21 protein-coding genes are annotated in these 21426 nt (G+C 69.2%); 5 read left to right on the top strand and 16 right to left on the bottom strand.

Features of this window, described 5'->3' with window-relative positions; translation table 11 throughout:
- Positions 1–4: 4 nt before the first annotated feature.
- The 3 genes from ACFOPI_RS15775 to ACFOPI_RS15785 are packed head-to-tail and all read right to left on the bottom strand — an operon-like array spanning position 5 to position 2986.
- Positions 5–1813: a monovalent cation:proton antiporter-2 (CPA2) family protein gene (locus ACFOPI_RS15775; RefSeq protein WP_382175687.1), complete on the bottom strand. Its 1809-nt coding sequence runs from the start codon at positions 1811–1813 to the stop codon at positions 5–7.
- Positions 1810–2364 carry a glutathione-regulated potassium-efflux system oxidoreductase KefF gene (kefF, locus tag ACFOPI_RS15780; RefSeq protein WP_382175690.1) on the bottom strand — a complete coding sequence of 185 codons (555 nt, stop codon included), beginning with the start codon at positions 2362–2364 and terminating at the stop codon, positions 1810–1812. The genes ACFOPI_RS15775 and kefF overlap by 4 nt, the downstream gene beginning before the upstream one ends.
- Before the next feature lie 16 nt (positions 2365–2380).
- Positions 2381–2986, bottom strand: a complete 606-nt coding sequence (locus ACFOPI_RS15785; protein WP_382175693.1) for a DUF924 family protein — start codon at positions 2984–2986, stop codon at positions 2381–2383.
- 133 nt (positions 2987–3119) lie between these two features.
- Here ACFOPI_RS15785 and ACFOPI_RS15790 point away from each other — a divergent pair, with 133 nt between their 5' ends.
- Positions 3120–3578 (top strand): hypothetical protein, encoded by a 459-nt coding sequence (locus ACFOPI_RS15790; RefSeq protein WP_382175695.1) that lies wholly within the window; start codon positions 3120–3122, stop codon positions 3576–3578.
- An 18-nt stretch (positions 3579–3596) separates the two neighbouring features.
- On the opposite strand, the gene hutG is transcribed toward ACFOPI_RS15790, so the two are convergent.
- Genes hutG through ACFOPI_RS15820 form a run of 6 tightly spaced genes read right to left on the bottom strand, consistent with a single transcriptional unit; the run spans position 3597 to position 10945 of the window.
- A complete protein-coding gene (gene hutG / locus ACFOPI_RS15795) occupies positions 3597–4541 on the bottom strand; it encodes a formimidoylglutamase (RefSeq protein WP_382175698.1) in 945 nt (314 codons plus the stop codon).
- On the bottom strand, positions 4538–5755 hold the full coding sequence (gene hutI / locus ACFOPI_RS15800; protein WP_382175701.1) for an imidazolonepropionase: 1218 nt from the start codon (positions 5753–5755) through the stop codon (positions 4538–4540). Before hutI ends, hutG begins: the two co-directional genes overlap by 4 nt.
- Positions 5752–6336, bottom strand: a complete 585-nt coding sequence (locus ACFOPI_RS15805) for a HutD/Ves family protein (RefSeq protein ID WP_382175704.1) — start codon at positions 6334–6336, stop codon at positions 5752–5754. Before ACFOPI_RS15805 ends, hutI begins: the two co-directional genes overlap by 4 nt.
- Positions 6337–6342: 6 nt before the next feature.
- A complete protein-coding gene (hutH, locus tag ACFOPI_RS15810; RefSeq protein WP_382175707.1) occupies positions 6343–7899 on the bottom strand; it encodes a histidine ammonia-lyase in 1557 nt (518 codons plus the stop codon).
- Positions 7896–9593, bottom strand: a complete 1698-nt coding sequence (gene hutU, locus ACFOPI_RS15815) for a urocanate hydratase (RefSeq protein WP_382175710.1) — start codon at positions 9591–9593, stop codon at positions 7896–7898. The genes hutH and hutU overlap by 4 nt, the downstream gene beginning before the upstream one ends.
- A gap of 26 nt (positions 9594–9619) precedes the next feature.
- Positions 9620–10945, bottom strand: a complete 1326-nt coding sequence (locus tag ACFOPI_RS15820; protein WP_382175713.1) for a YjiH family protein — start codon at positions 10943–10945, stop codon at positions 9620–9622.
- 128 nt (positions 10946–11073) lie between these two features.
- On the opposite strand from ACFOPI_RS15820, the gene hutC reads away from it, so the two are divergent.
- Positions 11074–11775 carry a histidine utilization repressor gene (gene hutC / locus ACFOPI_RS15825; protein ID WP_382175716.1) on the top strand — a complete coding sequence of 234 codons (702 nt, stop codon included), beginning with the start codon at positions 11074–11076 and terminating at the stop codon, positions 11773–11775.
- A gap of 138 nt (positions 11776–11913) precedes the next feature.
- Here the strand turns inward: hutC and ACFOPI_RS15830 are convergent, their stop codons facing one another.
- The 5 genes from ACFOPI_RS15830 to ACFOPI_RS15850 are packed head-to-tail and all read right to left on the bottom strand — an operon-like array spanning position 11914 to position 15761.
- Positions 11914–12705, bottom strand: coding sequence for a LytR/AlgR family response regulator transcription factor (locus tag ACFOPI_RS15830; RefSeq protein WP_382175719.1), 792 nt, complete (start codon positions 12703–12705; stop codon positions 11914–11916).
- Complete coding sequence (locus ACFOPI_RS15835; RefSeq protein WP_382175722.1) at positions 12702–13784, bottom strand: sensor histidine kinase; 1083 nt, start codon at positions 13782–13784, stop codon at positions 12702–12704. The genes ACFOPI_RS15830 and ACFOPI_RS15835 overlap by 4 nt, the downstream gene beginning before the upstream one ends.
- Positions 13781–14857, bottom strand: coding sequence for an alpha/beta hydrolase family protein (locus ACFOPI_RS15840; protein WP_382175725.1), 1077 nt, complete (start codon positions 14855–14857; stop codon positions 13781–13783). Before ACFOPI_RS15840 ends, ACFOPI_RS15835 begins: the two co-directional genes overlap by 4 nt.
- A gap of 7 nt (positions 14858–14864) precedes the next feature.
- Positions 14865–15167 carry a 2TM domain-containing protein gene (locus ACFOPI_RS15845; protein ID WP_382175727.1) on the bottom strand — a complete coding sequence of 101 codons (303 nt, stop codon included), beginning with the start codon at positions 15165–15167 and terminating at the stop codon, positions 14865–14867.
- A gap of 42 nt (positions 15168–15209) precedes the next feature.
- Complete coding sequence (locus tag ACFOPI_RS15850; RefSeq protein WP_382175729.1) at positions 15210–15761, bottom strand: DUF6622 family protein; 552 nt, start codon at positions 15759–15761, stop codon at positions 15210–15212.
- Positions 15762–15944: 183 nt separating this feature from the next.
- Between ACFOPI_RS15850 and ACFOPI_RS15855 the strand changes: the two genes are divergently transcribed.
- Positions 15945–16520: a hypothetical protein gene (locus ACFOPI_RS15855; protein ID WP_382175732.1), complete on the top strand. Its 576-nt coding sequence runs from the start codon at positions 15945–15947 to the stop codon at positions 16518–16520.
- A gap of 10 nt (positions 16521–16530) precedes the next feature.
- The gene (locus ACFOPI_RS15860) at positions 16531–17355 is read left to right on the top strand and encodes an undecaprenyl-diphosphate phosphatase (protein WP_382175734.1); all 825 of its coding nucleotides are present in this window, start codon (positions 16531–16533) and stop codon (positions 17353–17355) included.
- Here ACFOPI_RS15860 and ACFOPI_RS15865 read toward each other — a convergent pair whose 3' ends face one another.
- Together ACFOPI_RS15865 and ACFOPI_RS15870 are read right to left on the bottom strand one after the other, a co-directional pair.
- Positions 17356–19257, bottom strand: coding sequence for a PAS domain S-box protein (locus tag ACFOPI_RS15865; protein WP_382175737.1), 1902 nt, complete (start codon positions 19255–19257; stop codon positions 17356–17358).
- Positions 19258–19291: 34 nt separating this feature from the next.
- The gene (locus ACFOPI_RS15870) at positions 19292–20146 is read right to left on the bottom strand and encodes an alpha/beta fold hydrolase (protein WP_382175738.1); all 855 of its coding nucleotides are present in this window, start codon (positions 20144–20146) and stop codon (positions 19292–19294) included.
- A 29-nt stretch (positions 20147–20175) separates the two neighbouring features.
- Here ACFOPI_RS15870 and ACFOPI_RS15875 point away from each other — a divergent pair, with 29 nt between their 5' ends.
- Positions 20176–21399 carry a toxin-antitoxin system YwqK family antitoxin gene (locus ACFOPI_RS15875; protein WP_382175741.1) on the top strand — a complete coding sequence of 408 codons (1224 nt, stop codon included), beginning with the start codon at positions 20176–20178 and terminating at the stop codon, positions 21397–21399.
- The last annotated feature ends 27 nt before the right edge of the window (positions 21400–21426 follow it).

Consider the following 21426-nt stretch of genomic DNA (forward strand, 5'->3'; position numbering starts at 1 on the left):
TGTTTCAGTCGGACCCTGCGTTCCAGCCCTTCGCGGGCGCGTGCTGGCGCTGTCGCGCCAGATCGTCCTGCATCTGCCGCTCGAACTCCTCGCGTGCCTCGCGCATGCGCTTGATCAGGTCGTCGCGGTTGTCCTGCTGACGCGCCAGCCGCGCCTGCCGGATGGCGCCTTCGGTGTGGCGGCGGAAGTTGTCGGCCAGCTGGCGCGCGTGGAAGCGGTCGAAACCCAGCAGCTCCAGCGTGGCGCGGGCGCTGCGCAGCGAGCTTTCCAGCACCTCGCGCTGCGCGTGGTGCACGTGCGCGTCCTCCAGGTCCATCTCGTGCACCGCGTCGTAGGCGCGGGCGATGATGGGCAGGTCCGGGTGCGACTCGTGCAGCTCGTGCGCCAGTCGCGTGGCCTGCGCCGCGTCGTCGATGGCGATCACGAAGGCGCGGGCCTTGCCCACGCCGGCCGCGTGCAGCAGGTCGGGCTGGCTGGCGTCGCCGAAGTGCACCTTGAAGCCGAAGCGACGCGCGGAGTCGACGGTGTCGGCGTCGTGGTCGATCACGGTCGGTTTGATGCCCGCGCTCAGCAGCGTGCGCGCGACGATCTGGCCATAGCGGCCGAAGCCCGCCAACAGCACCGGCGACTCGGCGTCTTCGATGGTGTCGGCCGGGCGTCCGCTGGTCTCGGGCCGCGCGAGCCGGTCGAAGGCGATCAGCAGCAGCGGCGTGGTGACCATCGACAGCGCCGCGATCAGCGTCAGCAGATCGGCGTCGGCGGCCGGCAGCACGGCCGAGGCCTTGGCCGCGGCCAGCACCACGAAGGCGAACTCGCCCACCTGTGACAGCACGATGGCCAGCATGGAGCGCTGCGAGCCCGTGAGCTTGACCACCAGGCCCAGCAGCCACAGGCCCAGCGCCTTCAGAGCCACCACCAGCAGCAGGCCCACGACCACCTGCAGCGGCGCGCTGACCAGCAGACCCAGCTGCATGCTCATGCCAACCGCGATGAAGAACAGCCCGAGCAGCAGGCCCTTGAACGGCAGGATGTCGTTCTCCAGCGCGTGGCGGTATTCCGAGCTGGCCAGCAGCACGCCGGCCAGGAAGGCGCCCAGGCCCATTGAGAGGCCGACGTACTGCATGAGCGCTGCCACGCCCAGCACCAGCAGCAGGGCGAAGCCGGTGAACAGCTCGCGCACCTGCAGTCGGGCGATGAAGCGCATCACGGGGTAGGCGATGTAGCGACCCGCGACCACCACCCCGATCACCGCGCCGATCTGCAGCAGCGGCCCACCGTGCGCCGCGCCGTGGCCGGCGTCGGCGGCGGGCGCCGCGGTGCCCAGCACGGCGGCCAGCGCCAGCAGCGGGATGGCGGCGATGTCCTGGAACAGCAGCATGGCGAAGCCGGTCTGGCCCACCGGTCGCGGCATCAGGTTGCGCTCCTGCAGGATGGCGACCGCGATCGCGGTGGACGACAGTGCCAGTGCCAGCGCCGCGACCAGCGACGCCTGCCAGGTCCAGCCCAGCAGCAGGCCCACCGGCATCAGCAGCGCCGCGCAGACCAGCATCTGCAGCGCGCCGCCGCCGAACACGATGCGCCGCATCGCCCAGAGGCGCTGTGGTTCGAGTTCGAGCCCGATCACGAACAGCATCAGCACCACGCCGAGTTCGGACACATGCAGGATGGCCGTGGGGTCGTTGACCAAGGCCAAGCCCACCGGGCCGATGGCCATGCCGGCCACCAGGTAGCCCAGCACCGCGCCCAGCCCCGCGCGCACCGCCAGTGGCACGAAGATGAGCGCCGCCAGCAGGAACAGGATGGCCTGGGTCATGGGGTTCCCCGGTGTTCGATGGTGGCGAGGTGCTGTGCGAGCTGCTGAAGCAGGCCGCCGCAGTCGGCGCTGACGGCGGCCTGCGAGTTGCTGTGGCCGCCGTGCACCACGTGCGGCGGCAGCCAGTGCATGCCGCAGAAGCGCGCGGTGTGTTCGACCGGGGGCACGTAGTCGGCGAACGGCCGGCCGTGTGCGCCGCTGGGGGTGTAGTCGCCCAGCTGTCCGCCCGCGCTGGCAACCCACCAGGCGGTCTTGCCGCGCAGCGCGTCACCGCCCGGGCCGTAGGCCCAGCCGTAGGCCAGCACCTGTTCAAACCAGTGCTTCATCAGCGCCGGCACGCTGTACCAGTAGACCGGCGAGAGCCAGACCACCAGATCGGCCTCGTGCAGCGCAGTGCGCTCGGCAGCGATGTCGATGTCGAAGTCGGGATAGAGGTGGTAGAGCGGGCGGATGGTGGTGTCCGGTTGCGACGCAAGCGTGCGGCGCAGGGCCTCGGTGACGATCGAGGCGCTTGCGCGCGGGTGGGCGTGGATGACCAGGGTCCGTGGCATGGCGGTGGTGAATGGGTCACTGGCCGAAGCGCGGACCGTGGGTGAGGAATTCGGCTTCTTCGGGGGTGCTGTTGCGGCCGAGCACGGCGTTGCGGTGGGGGAAACGGCCGAAACGCAGGACGATGTCGGCGTGTTCGCGCGCAGCCTTCAGGTTGCCCTGCAGCTTCTGCTGCAGCGGGGACGGGCTCTGGCGGACCAGTGTCTCGAACTTCAGCACACACTCGTCCTGCAGCGCCGGGCTTTCGGCGTGCATCAGCGGCATGTAGAAGAACACCCGGCCGATGGTGGGCAGACCGGCGTCCTGGTCGAGCGCCAGGCTCTGCAGCACCAGCCGCTGCGCCCGGCCGTCGCCGGCAAAGGCGCGGGCCTGGCCCCGGTGCACATTGCGGGTGAACTGGTCCAGCAGGATGACCAGCGCGAGCCGGTCCAGCAGGCCGCTTTCCCATTCCACGAGCTGGCCGTCCAGCGCCTGCTCGACGCGGCTGCCGAAGCGCTCGCTGATCTGCCGGTCCAGCGCCGGGCCGCCACCGAACCAGAGCGCGCTGCGGTCGTCGCTGGGCCAGCCCATCGACAGGCCGTCGCCGAACCAGAAATCGAGAATGTCCTTGGGAGTGGCAGACATGCGGGTAAACCAGTGGGTTGTTGTTACGAATGGCTACGAGATTGACCGGCCGTGGGGTGCAGGTTACCGGGATTCGGCCTGTAATTCGGGCACCGGGTCCGAATCCAGGCCCCGACACATGGAGAACCTCACGATGAACACCCTCTCACCCAGCCTGCAACGCACCTCGGTCTGGGCCCGTGGCCTGGCCGCCGTGAGCCTGGTGGCCGGCGCCTGGGCGCTGTCCACCGCCGCCAGCCAGGCGCATGCGCGCGACGTGTACTGGTCGGTGGGCGTCAACGGCCCCGGCGTCAGCATCGGCGCTTCGAACGCGCCGGTGGTGGTGCACCAGCCGCCCGTTTACTACCAACCGCCCGCCTATTACTACGCACCGCCGCCGGTGGTGGTGCAGCCCGCCCCGGTGTACTACCAGCGTCCGCCGGCCGTGGTGTACGGCCCGCCGGTGGTCTACGCGCCCCCGCGCCCGGTGGTGATCGGTGGCCACTGGCGCGACCGCCCGGGCCGCTGGGACGACGACCGTGGCCGTGGTCATGGTCACTGGCACGACCACGGTCGCGGCCATGGCCGCGGTCACCACAAGGACCGCGACTGACGGTGGCCGCCGCGGTCTTCAGCGGGCCGCGAAGCCGCGCGCGATGCGCGCCACCAGCCGGGCGGCCACGCGCGCGGTGCGCCCTCCCTCGTCGAGCGGGGGGTTGAGTTCGGCCAGATCGGCCGCCAGCACGCGGCCACTGGCCATCACCTGGTCTACCAGCGCTTCGACATGGGCCAGCGGCAGGCCCAGCGGGGCCGGGGCCGACACGCCGGGCGCCAGCGGTGCCGGCAACACATCCAGACAGATCGTCAGATAGACCCCGTCGCAGCGCGCCAGGTCCTCGGCCAGCGCGGCCTGCGCCTGCACCAGCTGTTCGGCCGACTGCAGGTGCTCGTCCAGCCGGTGTCGCACGCCCAGCGCCGCGGCGCGGTCGAACAGCGCCTGCGTGTTGGCGAAGCGGCTGATGCCCAGCACGTGGTAGTCGAACGGCCGGCCCTGGGCCTGGCACCAGTCGGCGATCTGGCGGAACGGCGTGCCCGAGTTGCCTTGGGCGGCCATGCGCAGGTCGAAGTGGGCGTCGAGGTTGACGATCAGCAGGCGCTCACATTTGGGGCGCGCGCGCGCGAGGCCCTGGAACGTGCCCCAGGCGATTTCGTGGCCGCCACCCATCACCAGCGGCCGGCAACCCCGGGCCACCACGTCGGCGATGCGGCTGGCCAGCGCCTGTTGTGCGTCTTCCAGGCTGTGGCGGTGGCCGTCCACATCGCCCGCGTCCCACAGCGCGGGCTCGCCCAGTAGCGGCAAGTTGGCCAGCGCGCCGCGCAGCGCCCGCGGGCCTTCGGCGGCCCCGGGCCGGCCGCCGTTGCGGCGCACGCCCTCGTCGACCGCAAAACCGATCAGCGCCACGCCGTCCTGCGAGGTGCGGTCGAAGGGGCGCACCACGTGGTGCCAGCGGCGGCTGTCGCCGACTTCTTCGCTGTCGGTCCGGCCTTGCCAGACGAAGGACGTGCTGTTGTTCATGGTCGCTCCTGTCCGGCCGCCACGACGCGGCGGCAGGGGTTGTGGCCGAACCAGTAGGCCAGTTCGTTCGGGTGGTCGAGGTCCCAGGCGACGAAGTCGGCGCGCTGGCCGGCGGCGAGTTGGCCGCGGTCGCGCAGGCCGAGCGCGCGGGCCGCGTGCACAGTGATGCCGCGCACGGCTTCCAGCGGCGTGAGGCGGAAGAAGGTGCAGGCCATGTGGGCCGACAGCAGCAGCGACAGGCCGGGCGAGGTGCCGGGGTTGTGGTCGGTGGACACCGCCATCGGCACCCCGGCCTCGCGCAGCGCGGCGATCGGAGGGAGTTTGATTTCGCGCAGCATGTAGAAGGCGCCCGGCAGCAGCACGGCCACGGTGCCAGCGGATTTCATGGCCGCGATGCCTTCGCTGCTCAGGTGTTCCAGGTGGTCGCAGGAGAGCGCGCCGAACGAGGCCGCGAGCGCGGCGCCCCCTTGGTCGGAGAGCTGCTCGGCGTGCAGCTTGACCGGCAGGCCGAGCGCCCGCGCAGCCTCGAACACGCGCCGCGTCTGGGCGGGGGTGAATCCGATGTTCTCGCAGAAGGCGTCGACCGCGTCGACCAGGCCCTGGGCGTGCAGCGCCGGCAGCCACTCGCAGACGGCGCTGATGTAGTCGTCGGGCTGGCCTTCGAACTCGGGAGGCAAGGCATGGGCGCCGAGGAAGGTGGTGCGCACGTCGACGCGCCGGTCGCTGCCGAGCTGGCGCGCCACGCGCAGACAGCGCGCCTCGGCCTCCAGCGACAGGCCGTAGCCCGACTTGATCTCCAGCGTGGTCACGCCTTCGGCCATCAGCGCCCGCAGGCGCCGGGCGGCGCTGGCGAACAGCTCGTCGTCGCTGGCGGCGCGCGTGGCGGCGACGGTGGATCGGATGCCGCCGCCCGCGCGGGCGATGGCCTCGTAGCTGGCGCCGTTCAGCCGCATCTCGGCCTCTGCGGCGCGGTGGCCGCCGTAGACCAGGTGGGTGTGGCAGTCGACCAGCCCGGGCGTGACCAGCAGGCCGCCCAGGTCCACCTCGTGTGCGGGCCGGGCGTGGGCGGGCAGGCCCCGGTTCGGGCCGACCCAGGTGATCCGGTCGCCAACGGTGAGCAAGGCGCCGTCTTCGACCAGGCCCCAGCCGTCTGCGCCGTGGCTGGGGTCCAACGTGGCGAGGCGGGCGTTGTGCCAGAGGGTGGTGGTGGTCATGGGGTGATGCCTTCGGGGATGTGGTGCAGCCACCAGCCAACGGGCGCTTCGGGTGTTGCGGGGGCGTCGGGTTCGAAGCGCCAGTCGCCCGGCGGTGGTGTGTCGAACCAGAGCAAGCCGAGGGCCGGCAGGGTGAGTGCTTCCGTTCCGTTGCGCCAGCGGCCTGGCACCCGCGCGAACAGGCCGGCCTGGGCACCGACGGGGGCTTGCCAGGCGGCGCCAGGCAGCACGGCGGCCATGCCTCCCGAGCCGCCGCGGATCATCAGGTTGAGGTCGCGCACCGGGCCGCCCAGGAGGTGGCAGCTGGGCGTCAATGCGCCATCGAACACCAGCGGCGCGTTGCTGGGGCACTGTTCGATCGGCTCGCCGTCGAACGCCAGCGCCACGCCATCGCCTTCGAGCACCACAAAATGGCGGGCCACGCCGGGAAAGGCCGAGAACGGACCATCGCTGGCGATGTCCGCCACGCTGAGGCGGCAGCGCCAGTCCTGCGGCGAGGGCCAGGCCAGCAGCTCGCGCGTGAGCCCACCGCCGTTGCGCCAGGGCACCGGGGGGACTTCGCTTGTGACGACCTGCCGCATGACGCCTCAGTGGGTCCAGAGGCCGGCGAGCGCGTCGGCGTTGCCCTCGGCCGCGTGGCCCTGCAACACCAGGCCGCGCGCGGCTTCGATGTCGGGCGCGAACAGGCGGTCCTGGTCGTAGAACGGCACCTGCGCGCGCAGCGTGGCCTGCGTGGCCTGCAGGCGCGGCGAGGTGGTGAGCGGCCGGTGGAAGTCCACGCCCTGCGCGGCGGCCAGCCATTCGATGCCGAGGATGGTGGCGGTGTTGTCGGCCATCTCGGCCAGGCGGCGCCCGGCGTAGGTGGCCATGCTCACGTGGTCTTCCTGGTTGGCGCTGGTGGGCAGGCTGTCCACACTGGCCGGGTGGGCGTGCGACTTGTTTTCCGACGCCAGCGCGGCGGCGGTGACGTGGGCGATCATGAAGCCGCTGTTGAGGCCCGGGTTGTCCACCAGGAAGGGCGGCAGGCCCGAGAGCGTGCTGTCGATCAGCAGCGCGATGCGGCGCTCGGAAATGGCACCGATCTCGCTGATGGCCAGCGCCAGTGTGTCGGCCGCGAAGGCCACCGGTTCGGCGTGGAAGTTGCCGCCCGAGAGCACCTCGTGGGTGTCCACAAACACCAGCGGGTTGTCGGTGACGGCGTTGGCCTCGGTCAGCAGGGTGCGCGCGGCGTTGCTGATGAGGTCGCGGCAGGCGCCCATGACCTGCGGCTGGCAGCGCAGGCTGTAGGGGTCCTGCACGCGCTCGTCGTTGTCCATGTGCGAGCGGCGGATTTCGCTGCCCTGCAGCAGCGTGCGCGTGACGGCGGCCTGCGCGATCTGGCCCGGCTGGCCGCGCGCGGCGTGGATGCGCGGGTCGAAGGGCGCGTCGCTGCCCTTGGCGGCGTCGACGCAGAGCGCGCCGATGGCGGTGCCGGCTTCGAGCAGGCGCTCGGCCATGAACAGGCCGTGCAGCGCGAGCGCGGTCGAGACCTGGGTGCCGTTGATCAGGGCCAGGCCTTCCTTGGCGGCCAGCGTGAGCGGGACGATGCCGGCCTGCTTCAGCGCCTCGGCGGCGGGGCGGATCTCGCCGTTCACGCGCACCGGGCCTTCGCCCATCAGCGCCAGCGTCATGTGCGACAGCGGTGCGAGGTCGCCCGAGGCACCCACCGAGCCCTTGACCGGAATCACCGGCACCACGCCCGCGTTGAGCAGCGCGAGCAGGGTGTCGATGACCACCGGGCGAACGCCCGAGTAGCCGCGCGCCAGGCTGGCGGCCTTCATCAGCATCACCAGGCGCACGGTGGCGTCGCTCATGGGTTCGCCGGTGCCGACCGAGTGCGAGAGGATCAGGTTGCGCTGCAGCTGCTCCAGCTGCTCGTCGGGGATGCGGGTCTTGGCGAGCTTGCCGAAGCCGGTGTTGATGCCGTAGGCCGCGTCGCCCTTGGCGACGATGGCGTGGATCGCGGCGGCCGAGGCGGCGATCGCGGCGTGGGCCGTATCGGTCAGCGCGACGGTGACGGGCTGCTGCCAGACGGCGCGCAGGTCGGCCAGGGTCATCTGGCCGGGGTTCAGGGTGAGCGTATGGGTCATGGTGGGAAGTGTCATCCGATCATGGGGAGTTTCAAGCCTTGCTTTTTGGCGGTCGCAATCGCCAGTTCATACCCCGCATCCGCGTGGCGCATCACGCCCGAGCCGCAGTCGTTCACCAGCACGCGCGCCAGGCGCTCGGCGGCGGCGTCGCTGCCGTCGGCCACGATCACCATGCCCGAGTGTTGCGAGTAGCCCATGCCCACGCCGCCACCGTGGTGCAGCGACACCCAGCTGGCGCCGCCGGCGGTGTTGAGCAGCGCGTTGAGCAGCGGCCAGTCGCTCACAGCGTCGGTGCCGTCTTTCATGGCCTCGGTTTCGCGGTTGGGGCTGGCGACCGAGCCGGTGTCCAGGTGGTCGCGGCCGATCACGATCGGGGCCTTCAGCTCGCCGTTCTTCACCATCTCGTTGAAAGCCAGACCGGCGATGTGGCGCTCGCCCAGACCCAGCCAGCAGATGCGCGCGGGCAGGCCCTGGAAGCTGATGCGCTCGCGCGCCATGTCGAGCCAACGGTGCGTGTGCTTGTTGTTCGGGAACAGTTCCTTGATCTTGGCGTCGGTCTTGTAGATGTCCTCCGGGTCGCCGGACAGTGCCACCCAGCGGAACGGGCCCTTGCCTTCGCAGAACATGGGGCGGATGTAGGCCGGCACGAAGCCGGGGAAATCAAACGCGTTCTTCACGCCCTGGTCGAACGCGACCTGGCGGATGTTGTTGCCGTAGTCCACGGTGGGAATGCCCATGGCCTGGAAATCGAGCATGGCCTGGACGTGCACCGCGCAGCCCTGGGCGGCTTCGGCGCTCAGGCGCTGGTGTTGAGACGGGTCGCGCTGCGCGGCCTTCCACTGTTCCACCGACCAGCCCACCGGCAGGTAGCCGTTGATCAGGTCGTGCGCCGATGTCTGGTCGGTCACCAGGTCGGGCTTGATGCCACCGGCCTTCGCGCGCTTGACCAGCTCGGGCAGCACTTCGGCCGCGTTGCCCAGCAGGGCGATGGAGACGGCTTCCTTCTTCGCGGTGTGCTCTTTGATGAGTTCGAGCGCGTGGTCGATGTCGCGCGCCTGCTTGTCCACGTAGCGGGTGCGCAGGCGGAAGTCGATGCTGCTCTGCTGGCACTCGATGTTGAGCGAGCAGGCGCCGGCCAGCGTGGCGGCCAAGGGCTGTGCGCCGCCCATGCCGCCCAGGCCGGCGGTCAGGATCCACTTGCCCGAGAGATCATTGTTGTAGTGCTGCTTGCCGGCTTCGACGAAGGTCTCGAAGGTGCCTTGCACGATGCCCTGGCTGCCGATGTAGATCCAGCTGCCAGCAGTCATTTGGCCGTACATGAACAGGCCCTTGCGGTCGAGTTCGTTGAAGTGTTCCCAGTTGGCCCACTTGGGCACCAGGTTGCTGTTGGCCAGGAGCACGCGCGGGGCGTTGGCGTGGGTCTTGAACACGCCGACCGGCTTGCCCGACTGCACCAGCAGGGTCTCGTCCTCGTTCAGGTCTTTCAGCGAGGCGAGGATCTGGTCGAAGCAGGCCCAGTCGCGCGCGGCGCGGCCGATGCCGCCGTAGACGACCAGGTGCTGCGGGTTCTCGGCCACCTCGGGGTCGAGGTTGTTCTGGATCATTCGGTAGGCGGCTTCGGCGATCCAGTTCTTGCAGGTCAGCGTGTTGCCGCGCGGGGCGCGGATCACGCGGCTGGGGTCGAGGCGGGGGTCGGTGTTGGTGGTCATGTCGGTACTCCTGAAAGGTGGCGGGATCAGGCGATCCAGCCTTGGGCGAGGGCGAAGTGGCCGATGGCGGCGGCCATCAGCAGGCTGAAGACGGTGCGCACGAACCAGATGGCGACCATCTGGCGCAGCGACAGCGGGATGCGCGTGGCCAGCACGCAGGGGATCGAGCCGGAGAAGAACAGCACCGAGCTGACCGAGACCACAGCGGCGACGTAGCGCACCACCGGGTCGGCGCCCTTGAGCTGGATGGCGGGCAGGAACATCTCGGCCAGGCCCGAAGCCAGGGCCTTGGCGGTCAGCATGGGTTCGGCCAGGCCGGCGATCCAGACGAAGGGCACGAGCAGCAGGCCCAGCAGGTCGAACACCGGCGTGTAGCGCGCCAGCAGCAGGCCGATCAGGCCCACGGCCAGGATGGTGGGCACCACGGCGCTGGCCATGGCGATGCCGTCGCGCAGGTTCTCGGCGAGCACGCGCCAGATCGACGGTGCGCTGCGGGCCTGGTGCATGCCGGCGTCCCAGGCGGCCTGCCAGCGGCTGCGGCCGGCGGGCAGGTCGTCGCTCACGCCGCCCGTGTGGTCCATGCGCGAGATCGGCGGGATCCAGGCGGTGATGGCCGTGACGGCGAAGGCGATGACGAAGGTGGACCAGAAGTAGAAGTTCCACGAGTCCATCAGGTTCAGCGTCTTGGCCACGATGATCATGAAGGCGGCCGAGACGGTGGAGAAGCCGGTGGCGATGATGGCGGCCTCGCGCGCCGTGTACTTGCCTTCGAGATAGACGCGGTTGGTGATCAGCAGGCCCACCGAGTAGCTGCCGACGAACGAGGCCACGGCATCGATGGCCGAGTGGCCGGGCGTGCGCCAGATGGGGCGCATGACGGGCTGCATCAGCACACCCACCAGTTCCAGCAGGCCGAAGCCGACCAGAAAGGCCAGGGCGACGGCGCCCAGCGGCACGATCAGGCCGACGGTGAGGGCGAGCTTGTCGAACAGGAAGGGCAGCATGTCCTTCTGGAACAGCACGGCGGGGCCGGTGCCGGTGAGGTACATCAGCGCCAGCACCAGGCCCAGCACCTTGAGCACACTGAACACCGCGGTGGTGGTGCTGGCGCGCCAGCTGCCTTTGATGAAGGGCGATGCCGCGCCCCAGGCCATGAGCGCCAGCACGAAGGCAATCGCCAGCGGCCGCTGCTGCGTGGCCAGCCAGGTGGCGGCGTGGTCGAACAGGATGGTGGTTTTGCCGGCGATTTCCACCGGCAGGAAGAACATCACGAGCCCCAGGCTGCTGTAGGCCAGCATGCGCAGGACGGCGGTGGGGTTGGGGGCGTTGGCGGCGGCGACGCTGGGGTTCATGCGGTGTCTCCTGGGAGGATCTGACAGACAGCTTTTGACGCTTTCTGTTTGAAATGTATATACAACTTTATGGGCCAGAATCCGACCTGTCAAGACCATTGATCGCCAGGCGAATAAGGGAAAACCCCATGTCCGACAAGCTGCCCGCCTACGAAACCATCAAGCGCCACGTGCTGGCGCGCATCCACGACGGCACCTGGAAAGAGGGCGATGCGATTCCGGGCGAGGAGGCGCTGGCGCGCGAATTCGGCGTCTCGCGCATGACGGTGAACCGGGCGATCCGCGAGCTGAGCGAGGAGCAGATCGTCGAGCGTGTGCAGGGCTCGGGCACCTATGTGGCGCAGCAGAAGTACCAGGCCACGCTGGTGGAGATTCGCAACATCGCCGAGGAGATCGCGGCCCGCGGGCACCGGCACCTCAGCGAGCTGCACCGGCTGGAGCGTGTGAAGGCGGGCGAGGCGCTGGGGCGTGCGTTCGGCGTGTCGCCCGGCCACACGCTGTTCCACTCGGTGGTGGTGCACTTCGAGAACGACCAGCCGATCCAGGTGGAGGATCGTCACGTGAACCCCGAGGTGGCGCCGGACTACCTGACGCAGGACTTCACGTCTCAGACGCCGAACGCGTATCTGATGCGGGTGGCGCCGCTGCAGGGCGTCTCGTTCGTGATCGAGGCGGTGTTGCCGCCGACTTCGGTGGCCGAGATGCTGGCGATGCCTGCTGGGGAGCCGTGTCTGGTGTTGCGGCGGCAGACGCGGTCCATGGGCAAAGTCGCATCTGTGGCTGCCATGTGGCACCCGGCTTCGCGGTACCAGTTCGCTGGGAGTTTCTAAATACACCCCCCTGCGCCGCTGCGCGGCTTCCCCCCTCTCTGGCGCGCCTTCAGCGCTGGGAGGGGGACGCAGCCTGTGGCCCGGCTGAGCCGGTTCCACGGCTGCTCTGGATGGGAACACCGCTGTGTTGCGGCGGGGTCACATCGCCCTGAAACGCCCCGCGTACAGCCGACTGACAGGTACCCGTTCCTTCAAGCCAGCCACCTCCAGACTCAGCTTGCCCGCCTCGTCGCGAAGCGCGGTGCGGATCGCCGTGGCGCGCACCACGGTTCCGCGGTGCACCTGCCAGAACACACTCTGGTCCAGCTGCGGCAGCAGGTCCTTCAGCGGCGTGCGGATCAGCAGCTCGGCCTCACCCGTCAGCACCCGCACGTACTTGTCGGCCGCCTCGAACACCAGCACCTCGTCCACCGGCACCAGACGGATCGTGTTGCCCACGCCGGCCTGGATCACCTTCAGCGCGGGCGCGGGCGGTGCCGCGAGCAGGGCGCGCAGGCGCTCGAAGGTCGCGTCGTCTCCGCCTGCCGCCGGCACCGGTGACGCCTGCTCGCCCAGCCGCGCCTGCAGCCGCTGCACCGTGCGCGCCAGCCGTTCCGGCACCACCGGCTTGAGCACATAGTCCACCGCCTGCGCCTCGAAGGCCTGCACCGCGTACTGGTCGTAGGCGGTCACGAACACCAGCGCAGGAAAGGGGTGGTCTTCCGCCCATTCCTCGGCAAGTTCGGCCGCCGCCTCCAGCCCCGTCATGCCCGGCATGCGGATGTCCAGGAACAGCACCTGCGGCCGCAGCGCCAGCGCCTCGCGCACCGCGCTTGCGCCGTCGCACACCTGCGCCACGATGCGCAGGTCGGGCCAGGCGCGCGCCAATTCGGCCCGCAGCGCGGCGGCCAGCAGCGGTTCGTCTTCGGCGATCAGGGCGGTGGGTGTCATGGGGTGATCTGGAGGGGCAAGGTGAGACGGATCGTGGTGCCGTGGCCGGGCTGGCTGGACACCTGCACCGCACCGCTGCCGCCTGGCAGGCTGGCCATGCGCTCGCGCACCTGGGCCAGGCCGAAGCCGCCGTCGTGGTCGGTGCGCTGGGCGGCGGGCGCCATGCCCACACCAGTGTCGGTGATGTCGATTCGCAGCGTCTGGCCCTCCCGGCGGGCGACCACATCGATGCGGCCGCCCTCGACGCGCGGCTCCAGCCCGTGGCGGATCGCGTTTTCCACCAGCGGCTGCAGCAGCAGCGGCGGCACCGGATGCGGTTGCAGTTCAGCCGGCAGCTCGAAGCCGAAGGCCAGCCGCGGCCCCATGCGCACCGCCATCAGCTCCAGGTAGTCGCCCAGCCGCGCGAACTCGTCGGCCAGCGTGTGGGTGCCGGTGTGTGCGCGCGAGCCGCGCAGCGTGGCGCGCAGGTAGTCGTTGAGTCGGTCCAGCATCTGGACCGCACGCGGCGGGTCGGTCTGGATCAGCACCCGCAGGTTGGCCAGGGTGTTGAACAGCATGTGCGGTTCGAGCTGGGTTTCCAGCAGCTTGAGCCGTGCTTCGGTGGCCTGGCGCTGCAGGTCCTCGGACTTGCCGCGCAGGTAGAAATAGATCACGAAGCCCGCGCTCATGGCCAGGGTGGAGAGCCAGAAGGCCCAGAAGCGCTGCGGCGACAGCGTCAGCAGTTCCCAGGTGGAATGCCCCGAATAGGCGTCGCCCACGACGGTGCCGGCGGCGTAACCAAGGACCACCGACAGCAGGATGTGCAGCGCGGTGCGCCACGACGGCTTCCAGTAGTGCGGGCCGGTGGTGCCGAACCAGCGACGCATCAGGATGCGCAGCGGGTCGGCCAGCAGCCAGATGGAGGTGCTGATGGCATAGCTGTAGACCAGCGAGCGGTCCAGCGCGTGTTCCCCCGGGCGGGTGGCCCACTGGAACAGGGCGATCCCCAGCGCCACGCCCCAGACCACCACCGCACGCCGCGCGACCCCGGACCGGCTGTCGGCGGGCAGCCAGTGCAGCAGGGTGTCGCGAAGGGTCATGGTTGCAGGTGCTGGCGGTGGAACGCGGCGATTCTGGCATGCGCCTCGATGCGCAGCGCCGGGTCGAAGCCGGGCGTCGGCAGACCGCCGCGCACCTGCTGTGCCGCCACTTCGCGCGCCACGCTCTCGGGCCAGGGCCAGAGCACGTCGAAGTGGCCGCCGGGCAGGTCGGCGAGCCGGGTGCAGGCGCCGCAGTGCCGCAGCACATGCTCGGAGTGGAAGCGCGGCACCAGCACCTCGTCGCGCTGCGCCGAGACGATGCCGACCGGCACCCGGATGCGCGCCAGGCTCTCGGCGCTGAAGATGGCCGAGACCGGCACCGCTGCGGTGACCGAGGCAATGCGCGGGTCCGGGCGCGGGTCGGGCTGGTCGGCGCCGGGTGTGCGTCCGCCTTGCCACACCTTGATCTCGGCGGGCAGCACGAAGTCGGGCCACCACCGCGCACGGTCGAAACGGGCCTGGCGCTCGGCGCGCTTCTCCGGCGTCAGCGCGCCGTTGAAGCAGAAAGCCTCGTCGTCCCGCAGGTGCGCGTTGCAGTGGCGCACCAGGTTCAGCGTGCGCCACTGCGCACCGGCCAGCGACAGGGCCGTGACGCCGCCAGCCGACATGCCGTGCACGCCGACTTTGGACAGGTCCAGCCGCGCCGACCAGGCGGGGTCGGCCGCCAGCGCTTCGATCACGCCAACGGCTTCCTGCGGGCGCCGCTGGAACGACTCGGGACCGGCGAGGCGCTGGTCCTGGTGGTTGTCGCCATCGTGCACCAGCTGCGCCACGACGAAGCCGGCCCTCGCCAGGGTGGCGGCCAGGGCATGGTCGGGCACCGGGCTGCCGGCGGTGCCGTGCGACATCACGATCAGCCGTCGGCGGCCGGGCGATGGCGTCGCGTTCATCGCCACGTCGAGCGTGAACGGCCCGAAAGCGGTGGGGCGGGACGCAGCCTCGGTCGGGTAGACCAGGGTCACGGGTCGGGCCTGGGCGTGCCAGTGCAGCAGACCGACCTGGGCCTGGGCCGCCAGGGAGGTCATCCAGGTGGCGCCGATGGCCAGCGTGCGCAGCATGTGCGAAGGACTCATGGCCGTCTCAACCGAGGCGGCCCGCGGCCAGGCGCTGGCGCTCGGCCTCGACCATGCGCTCGCGCAGGGCCGAACCTTTGCCGGCAACGAGTACCCGCAGGCCGTGGATCGTCAGGCCCAGGCCCCAGCCGAGCGCGGCCGCCATGGGCGGGTGGCGGCCCTGCCAGAGGGTCATTGCGGTCAGTCCGCCCATGACCAGCAGGTAGACCGTGGCGTGGGTGAGCCAGCCGAGGCGGGCGCCGACGCGGCGGCGGGCCAGGCGGTCGATGTCGGTGGCGTTGGTCAACGCGGTGTTCGGTGTGGTGTTCATGAATGGCTCCTGTGGATGGAAGGGGGCTGAAGGAAGGGTGGCTCAGGCGTTCACCGCGCGGTCCTGTTGTGTGGCCATGAGCCAGAGCGCCACGGGCCGTGCCGAGAACAGGCCGGTGAGGGCGCCGTAGCCGGCGGCCATCGAGAGGGCAAAGAGCGGGTCCAGGCGCAGGCCGGGTTGCATGGCCAGCTCGACGCCGATGCCGTACTTGAGCAGGAAGATGGCGGCGATGGTCAGCAGGGGCAGGGCGCTGCCGGGCAGGGTGAACAGACCGGTGGCCGGGTCGTGGGTGGTGCCCGGCGGCAGTGCCCGCGGGCCGCGCCAGGCCAGCACCAGAGCGCCTGCGGCCAGCCACACCAGCAGGCCAGGGGCCAGCCAGGGGCCGGCGGCCAGATCGCTGCCCAGGCTGATCAGTGAGAACGCGGTCAGTCCGACAGCCGGAGCGGCCGCGCGGCGCACGCTGATGCGGCGTGTGCGCAGCTGGATCGCGCCCAGCAGCAACAGGCCGGTCAGCAGGCCCCAGACCCAGGTCGGGGTGCGTCGGAGGATTTCGACGCCGGCTTCGGGGTGGTTCATCAGCAACTGGATCAGCATGGGGTTCTCCGTCGGGTGGGGATGGGCGCACTGTGCCGGCCATCCGTGGGCCGTGCCAGCGCGACGGGACGGAACATCTGGAAACCTTCGCGAAGTGTCGCCAGGGCGGAGTGAAATGCAGGCTTCCTACAATCGCTCGAACGCCCTCCGCCCGGTGTGGCGGCCTTCGAGGACCCCGATTTCATGACGCTTCCCGTGCTTCACCGGCGCCGCCTGGCCGCCGCTTCGCTCACGCTGCTGGCCCTGGCCGGCTGCAACGCCCTGCCCACCGGCCCGCGCCAGGTGAACATCAGCGAGGCGCAGCTGCTCGAACGCATCGCCACGCGCTTTCCGGTCAAGCAGCGCTACCTGGGCCTGCTGGAAACCACGCTGGACCAGCCGCGGCTGCGCCTGCTGCCCGAAGAGAACCGCGTCGGCACTCTGGTGAACTACCTGATCGCGCTGCCCCTGCCCGGGCAGTCGGACATCAAGGGCCAGCTGGAGCTGAGCTATGGCCTGCGTTTCGAACCCTCGGACACCACGCTGCGGCTGACCCAGGCGCGGGTGGAGCGGCTGGACGTGGACGGGCTCAACGCCGCCCAGGCGGCGCAGGTGAAGAAGGTGGGGGGCCTGCTCGCCGAGGACCTGCTCAACGAGGCGGTGGTGCACCGCTTCAAGAAGGAAGATCTGGAGTCGCTGGCCGGTCGCGGCTACCGGCCCGGCGCGCTGCGCGTCGTGCCCGGCGGGCTGCAGCTCACCCTTGACCCTTTGCCGCGCTGAGGGCCACACCATGGACCTCCTGCTGCTGATCAAGGCCGCCATCATGGGCGTGGTGGAAGGGCTGACCGAGTTCCTTCCGATTTCATCGACCGGCCACCTGATCCTGGCCGGCACCCTGCTGGACTTCCACGACGAGCGCGCCAAGGTGTTCGAGATCGCGATCCAGACCGGTGCCATCTTCGCGGTGATCATCGTGTTCTGGCAGCGCATCCGCGCCACCATCGTCGGCCTTCCGTCCGAGCGGGTGGCGCAGCGCTTCGCGCTCAACGTGGTGATCGGCTGCGTGCCCGCGGTGGTGCTGGGCCTGCTGCTGGGCAAGGCGATCAAGGCCCACCTGTTCACGCCCACGGTGGTGGCGGTGGCGTTCATCCTGGGGGCCTTCGTGATCCTCTGGGCCGAGCGGCGCCCGCCCTCGTCGGCGCGGGTGCAGTCGCTGGACGAGCTGACGCCGCTGGACGCGCTCAAGGTGGGGCTGGCCCAGTGCTTTGGTCTGATTCCGGGCACCAGCCGCTCGGGCTCCACCATCATCGGTGGCATGCTGTTCGGCCTGTCGCGCCAGGTGGCGACCGACTTCAGCTTCTTCCTGGGTATCCCGATCCTGATCGGTGCCGGCGCCTACAGCCTCTACAAAGAGCGTGCGCTGCTGTCGATGGCCGACATCCCCATGTTTGCGGTCGGTCTGCTGTTCGCCTTCCTCAGCGCCTGGGTCTGCATCCGCTGGCTGCTGCGCTACGTGGCCAGCCACAGCTTTGTGCCGTTCGCCTGGTACCGCATCGCTTTCGGTGTACTGATCCTGCTGACCGCGCACTTCGGCTGGGTCGACTGGTCGGCCTGATCAGCCCTGGGGCAGGGTGAACGAAAAGGTCGCGCCCTGGCCGGGCCGGCTGTCGGCGCGCAGCACGCCGCAGTGGCGCTGCACGATGCGGCGCGCTGTGGCCAGGCCAATGCCCAGGCCGGCGAACTCGTGCGGCTGGTGCAGGCGCTGGAAGGGCTGGAACAGCTTGCTGGCGCGCGCCATGTCGAAGCCCGCACCGTTGTCGGCCACGCAGTACTCTCGCACGCCGTCGACCACGCGGGAGAACACGCGGATGCGGGCCTGTGGCACTGCGGCGGTGTACTTCCAGGCGTTGTTCAGCAGGTTCTGCATCAGCGCCTCGATCAGCGCCGGATCGGCCTGCACGAGCAGGTCGGGTTCGATCTCCCATTCGACCGCGCGCTGCGGCTCGGCCACCGACAGCTCCTCAAAGATGCGGGTGGCGACGGCGCTCAGGTTCACGTTCTGGCGCTGTACCTCGCCGCGGGCGTATTGCGACAGCTTGAGCAGCCCGTCGATCAGCTCGCCCATCTTCTTGCTCGCGCCCATGATGCGGCCCAGGTGTTCCTGGCTGCCGGTGTCCAGAGTCGGGTTGTCTTCCCGCAGGGCCTGCGCAAAGCCGTTGATGATGCGCAGCGGTGAGCGCAGGTCGTGTGCCACCGCATACGAGTAGCTCTCCAGTTCGTCGTAGGCGTCCCGCAGCGCGCGCGTGCGGTCGCGGATGCGCTGCTCCAGCGTGGCGTTGAGCTGCTGAACCTCCAGTTCGATGCGTTTGCGCTCGGTGATGTCCTGCGTCACGCCCAGCGCCCGGAGGGCACGGCCCTGGGCGTCGCGCTCGAACTCCGCCTTCACCGAATGCCAGAACTCACGCCCGTCCAGATTGACCCGGTACTCGATCTCGTAGGCCGCCTGTCCCTTGACAGCCCGCGGCCACAGCGCCATCACCCGCGGGCGGTCGTCCGGGTGGATCAGCGTCAGCATGTCGGCAATAGCGTAGTCATTGGCCGGGATCGAGAGGAACGATTCGCTCTTCGTGAGACCGGCGATCCGACCCGTCCTCAGGTCGGCCTGCCAGGCGGCGATGCTCGCCAGCTTCTGGGCCTGGTTCATGAGGTTCTGGCTGGTGCGCAGGGCGTCTTCCGCCGTCTTCTGTGCGCTCAGGTCCTGCACCACCGAAATGAGGTAGTCGGGCTCGCCGGTGGGCTTGCGCACCAGCGCCACCGTCAGCTGGACCCACACGATGTGGCCATCTTTGTGGCGGTAGCGCTTTTCCAGCGTGTAGCTGGAACGCGCGCCGGCCAGCAGTTCGTCGAGCATGCGCAGGTCCGGGCCGATGTCCTCGGGGACGGTGATGTCCTGAAAGCTCAGATGTACCAGCTCATCCTTGCTGTAGCCGACCATGCGGCAGAAGGTCTGGTTGGCTCGAAGCAGCCGGCCTGTGGTGTCGACGTGGGTGATACCTGAGGCCGCGTGTTCGAAGGTGTCCAGGAAGTGCTGCTGCGCCAGCCGGATCTGCCGGTCCGCTGCGCGCAGCTGCCGGTTGCGCGATTGCATCAGGGAAATCGCTCCGACCACCACCAGCTGGGTGAGCAGGTGCCAGGTGTTGAGCCAGAAGGCTTCCTCCATGTTCTGGATGGCGAAGGACCCGTAGGGCGGCACCATGAAGAAGTTGACCAGCACCATGCCCAGTGCGACGCTGAGCAATCCTGGGCCGAGGCCGCCGTACAGGGCCGAGAGCGCCACCGCGAGTGCCGGGGTGATGAAGCGCCCGCCGGAGTCGGCCGGCGCCAGCGCCATGCGCGCCCAGACCGCCAGCAGCGTCAGCACGATGGCGATTCCATAGCGCAGCCAGGCCGGGTGGTCGGCCCAGTCGGGGTTGGCACGGCCGGCGTTGGCCGTGTGTGGGGTGGACACAGCGCTCATGGTGCTGGCAGCATCCTACCTCCGGCGCCCGCGTTCAAGCGCCGGAATTGGCCGGATTTTTCAGCGCTTGCAGGCAGGCATCGATGGCCGCTGCGGTCTCGTGCGGGCGCTCCATAGGGAACAGGTGGCTGCCCGGCAGCATGCGCAGGCGCTCGGGATGAGGCCCCACGAGCTTGCGCGTCATGGCCATGCCGACCTGCTTCATCTCCTGCGATTCGTGGCCACCCAGGAAGCCCACGGGGCACTGCAGCGGGTGGCGGCGCAGCAGGCGGTCGAGGTTGTGCGGCAGGGTGTTGTAGATCGCGGTTTCGATGTCGCGGTCGAAGGCCAGCACGCGGCGTGGCCCCTGGGCCGTGGTCGCGTCCAGCGTGCCATGCTCAATGTAGTCGCGCAACACCTGAGGGTCCCAGGCGGCGAAGGCCTTCTTACGGGCAAAGTGGTCGAAGGCGGCCGCTGCATCGGGCCAGCTGTGGCGGCGGATGCGGCTGATCTTGCCGGGCGAGATCGAACCCACCAGCTGGGTGCGCTTGGCCAGCTCCAGCGCCCGCGCCCGCCAGCCGCCGAGCACCGGCGAGTCGATCAGCAGCACACCCTGCACACCATGGCCGCCGAGCTGCGGGTGGCGCGCGGCGCACATGATGCTCAGGAAGCCACCCAGCGAGTGCCCGACCAGCCAGGCGGGCTTGCCGTGCTTCTCGATTTCAGGGCCGGCGAAGTCGGCGAGCTGCTGCACCAGGTGCGGCCAGTTGCTGGTGACCGGGTACTTCGGGTCGTGACCGAACTTCTCCACCGCGCGCACCGCGTGCCCGCGCGCCCTCAGCGACTTGAACAGCACCGCGTAGGTGCTGGCCGGGAAGCTGTTGGCGTGGGAGAAGATGATCAGATTCATGAATACTAAAGAACTATTTTCTGATAAGCTTGCGCACCGCTTTGGTCCGTAGGAGCGGTGCGCATCGCTTCGAGACGGTGGCAACACATCACAACATCAAGGAGGTTAAGTTGGTCCGATACGCGAAACTGTTCGCTGGCGCGTTGGCGCTGGTGTCTCATGTGGTTCAGGCGGAAGCGCCCGACACCGCCAACCGGTCCCTTGAGGGATTTCCCTGTCTCTATTCTCGTCAGATCGTGCAGGCCCCTGAGCATTGCGTGGTTGGATACTTCGATCAAAACGGGCAGCTGATTCAGGAACCGTTGGATGCGTCGAACCTCGGCGACGTGCGGTATTACCGGGTGCTGCACGACCGAGACAAAAACAGCCGTTTTGTGATCCAGGCGTTTTTTGCCGACGGCCAGCGCAAGACCAATCGCATTGCGGTCGAGGCGTCGGGCGCTCTGCTGTCCAGAAGCTCCATGGCGGACCTCAAGGCAGACGGTTTTGTCGAGATGTGGGGGGCCAACGGACGCAAGCTGGCCGAGCAACAGTATTCAAGGGGCGTGCCGCACGGGCTGTTCAAGAGTTGGCATGACAGTGGGGCGCTCGCGTTCAGCGGCATGTATCGCCTGGGGGCACTGGATGGTCGCATCCTGGACTATCACCGCAACGGCGCCAGGATGCAGGAGTCGTACTACCGCGACGGGAAGCTCGACGGTCGACTCTCGCGTTGGTATGAAAGCGGCCAGCCGGAGTTGCGCGCAGAGTATGTGGATGGCGCCCTCATGGGTCGCTACGTCACCTTCCATCCGAATGGCAAACGGGCCAGCGAGTCCACCCGCTATTTCAATGCGTATGAAGGTGCCTATCGACTCTGGCATGAGAGTGGAACGCTGTCCTACGAGGCACATTACAAAGACGGTCTGCTCACCCGTGAGAGTCGCTGGTATCCCAATGGCAAACGGGCAGAGCTGTCCGGCTACGTGAGCCAGGTGCTGGACGGCGAAGTGAAGACTTGGTACATGAGCGGTGGCATCAAGTCGGTGGAGACCTATCGCAAAGGACGACGGGATGGTCCGTTCACCAGGTACTACGAGAATGGAAAGAAGTGGGTCCAGGGAACCTATGTGGATGGAGAACTCGACGGCATTCACTCGCAATGGGAGCTGCACAAGAACCAGCGGGTCGAATCCACCTATGTCAACGGCAAGAAGACGGGCCTGAAAGTGTTTCGCCCTGATGGAACCGTGGGCGAATACGACATACCGTGAGTAGGCTTCACGGGTAGCGCGCGCCTT

Source organism: Hydrogenophaga luteola (assembly GCF_042648585.1).
GTDB lineage: Bacteria > Pseudomonadota > Gammaproteobacteria > Burkholderiales > Burkholderiaceae_C > Hydrogenophaga > Hydrogenophaga luteola.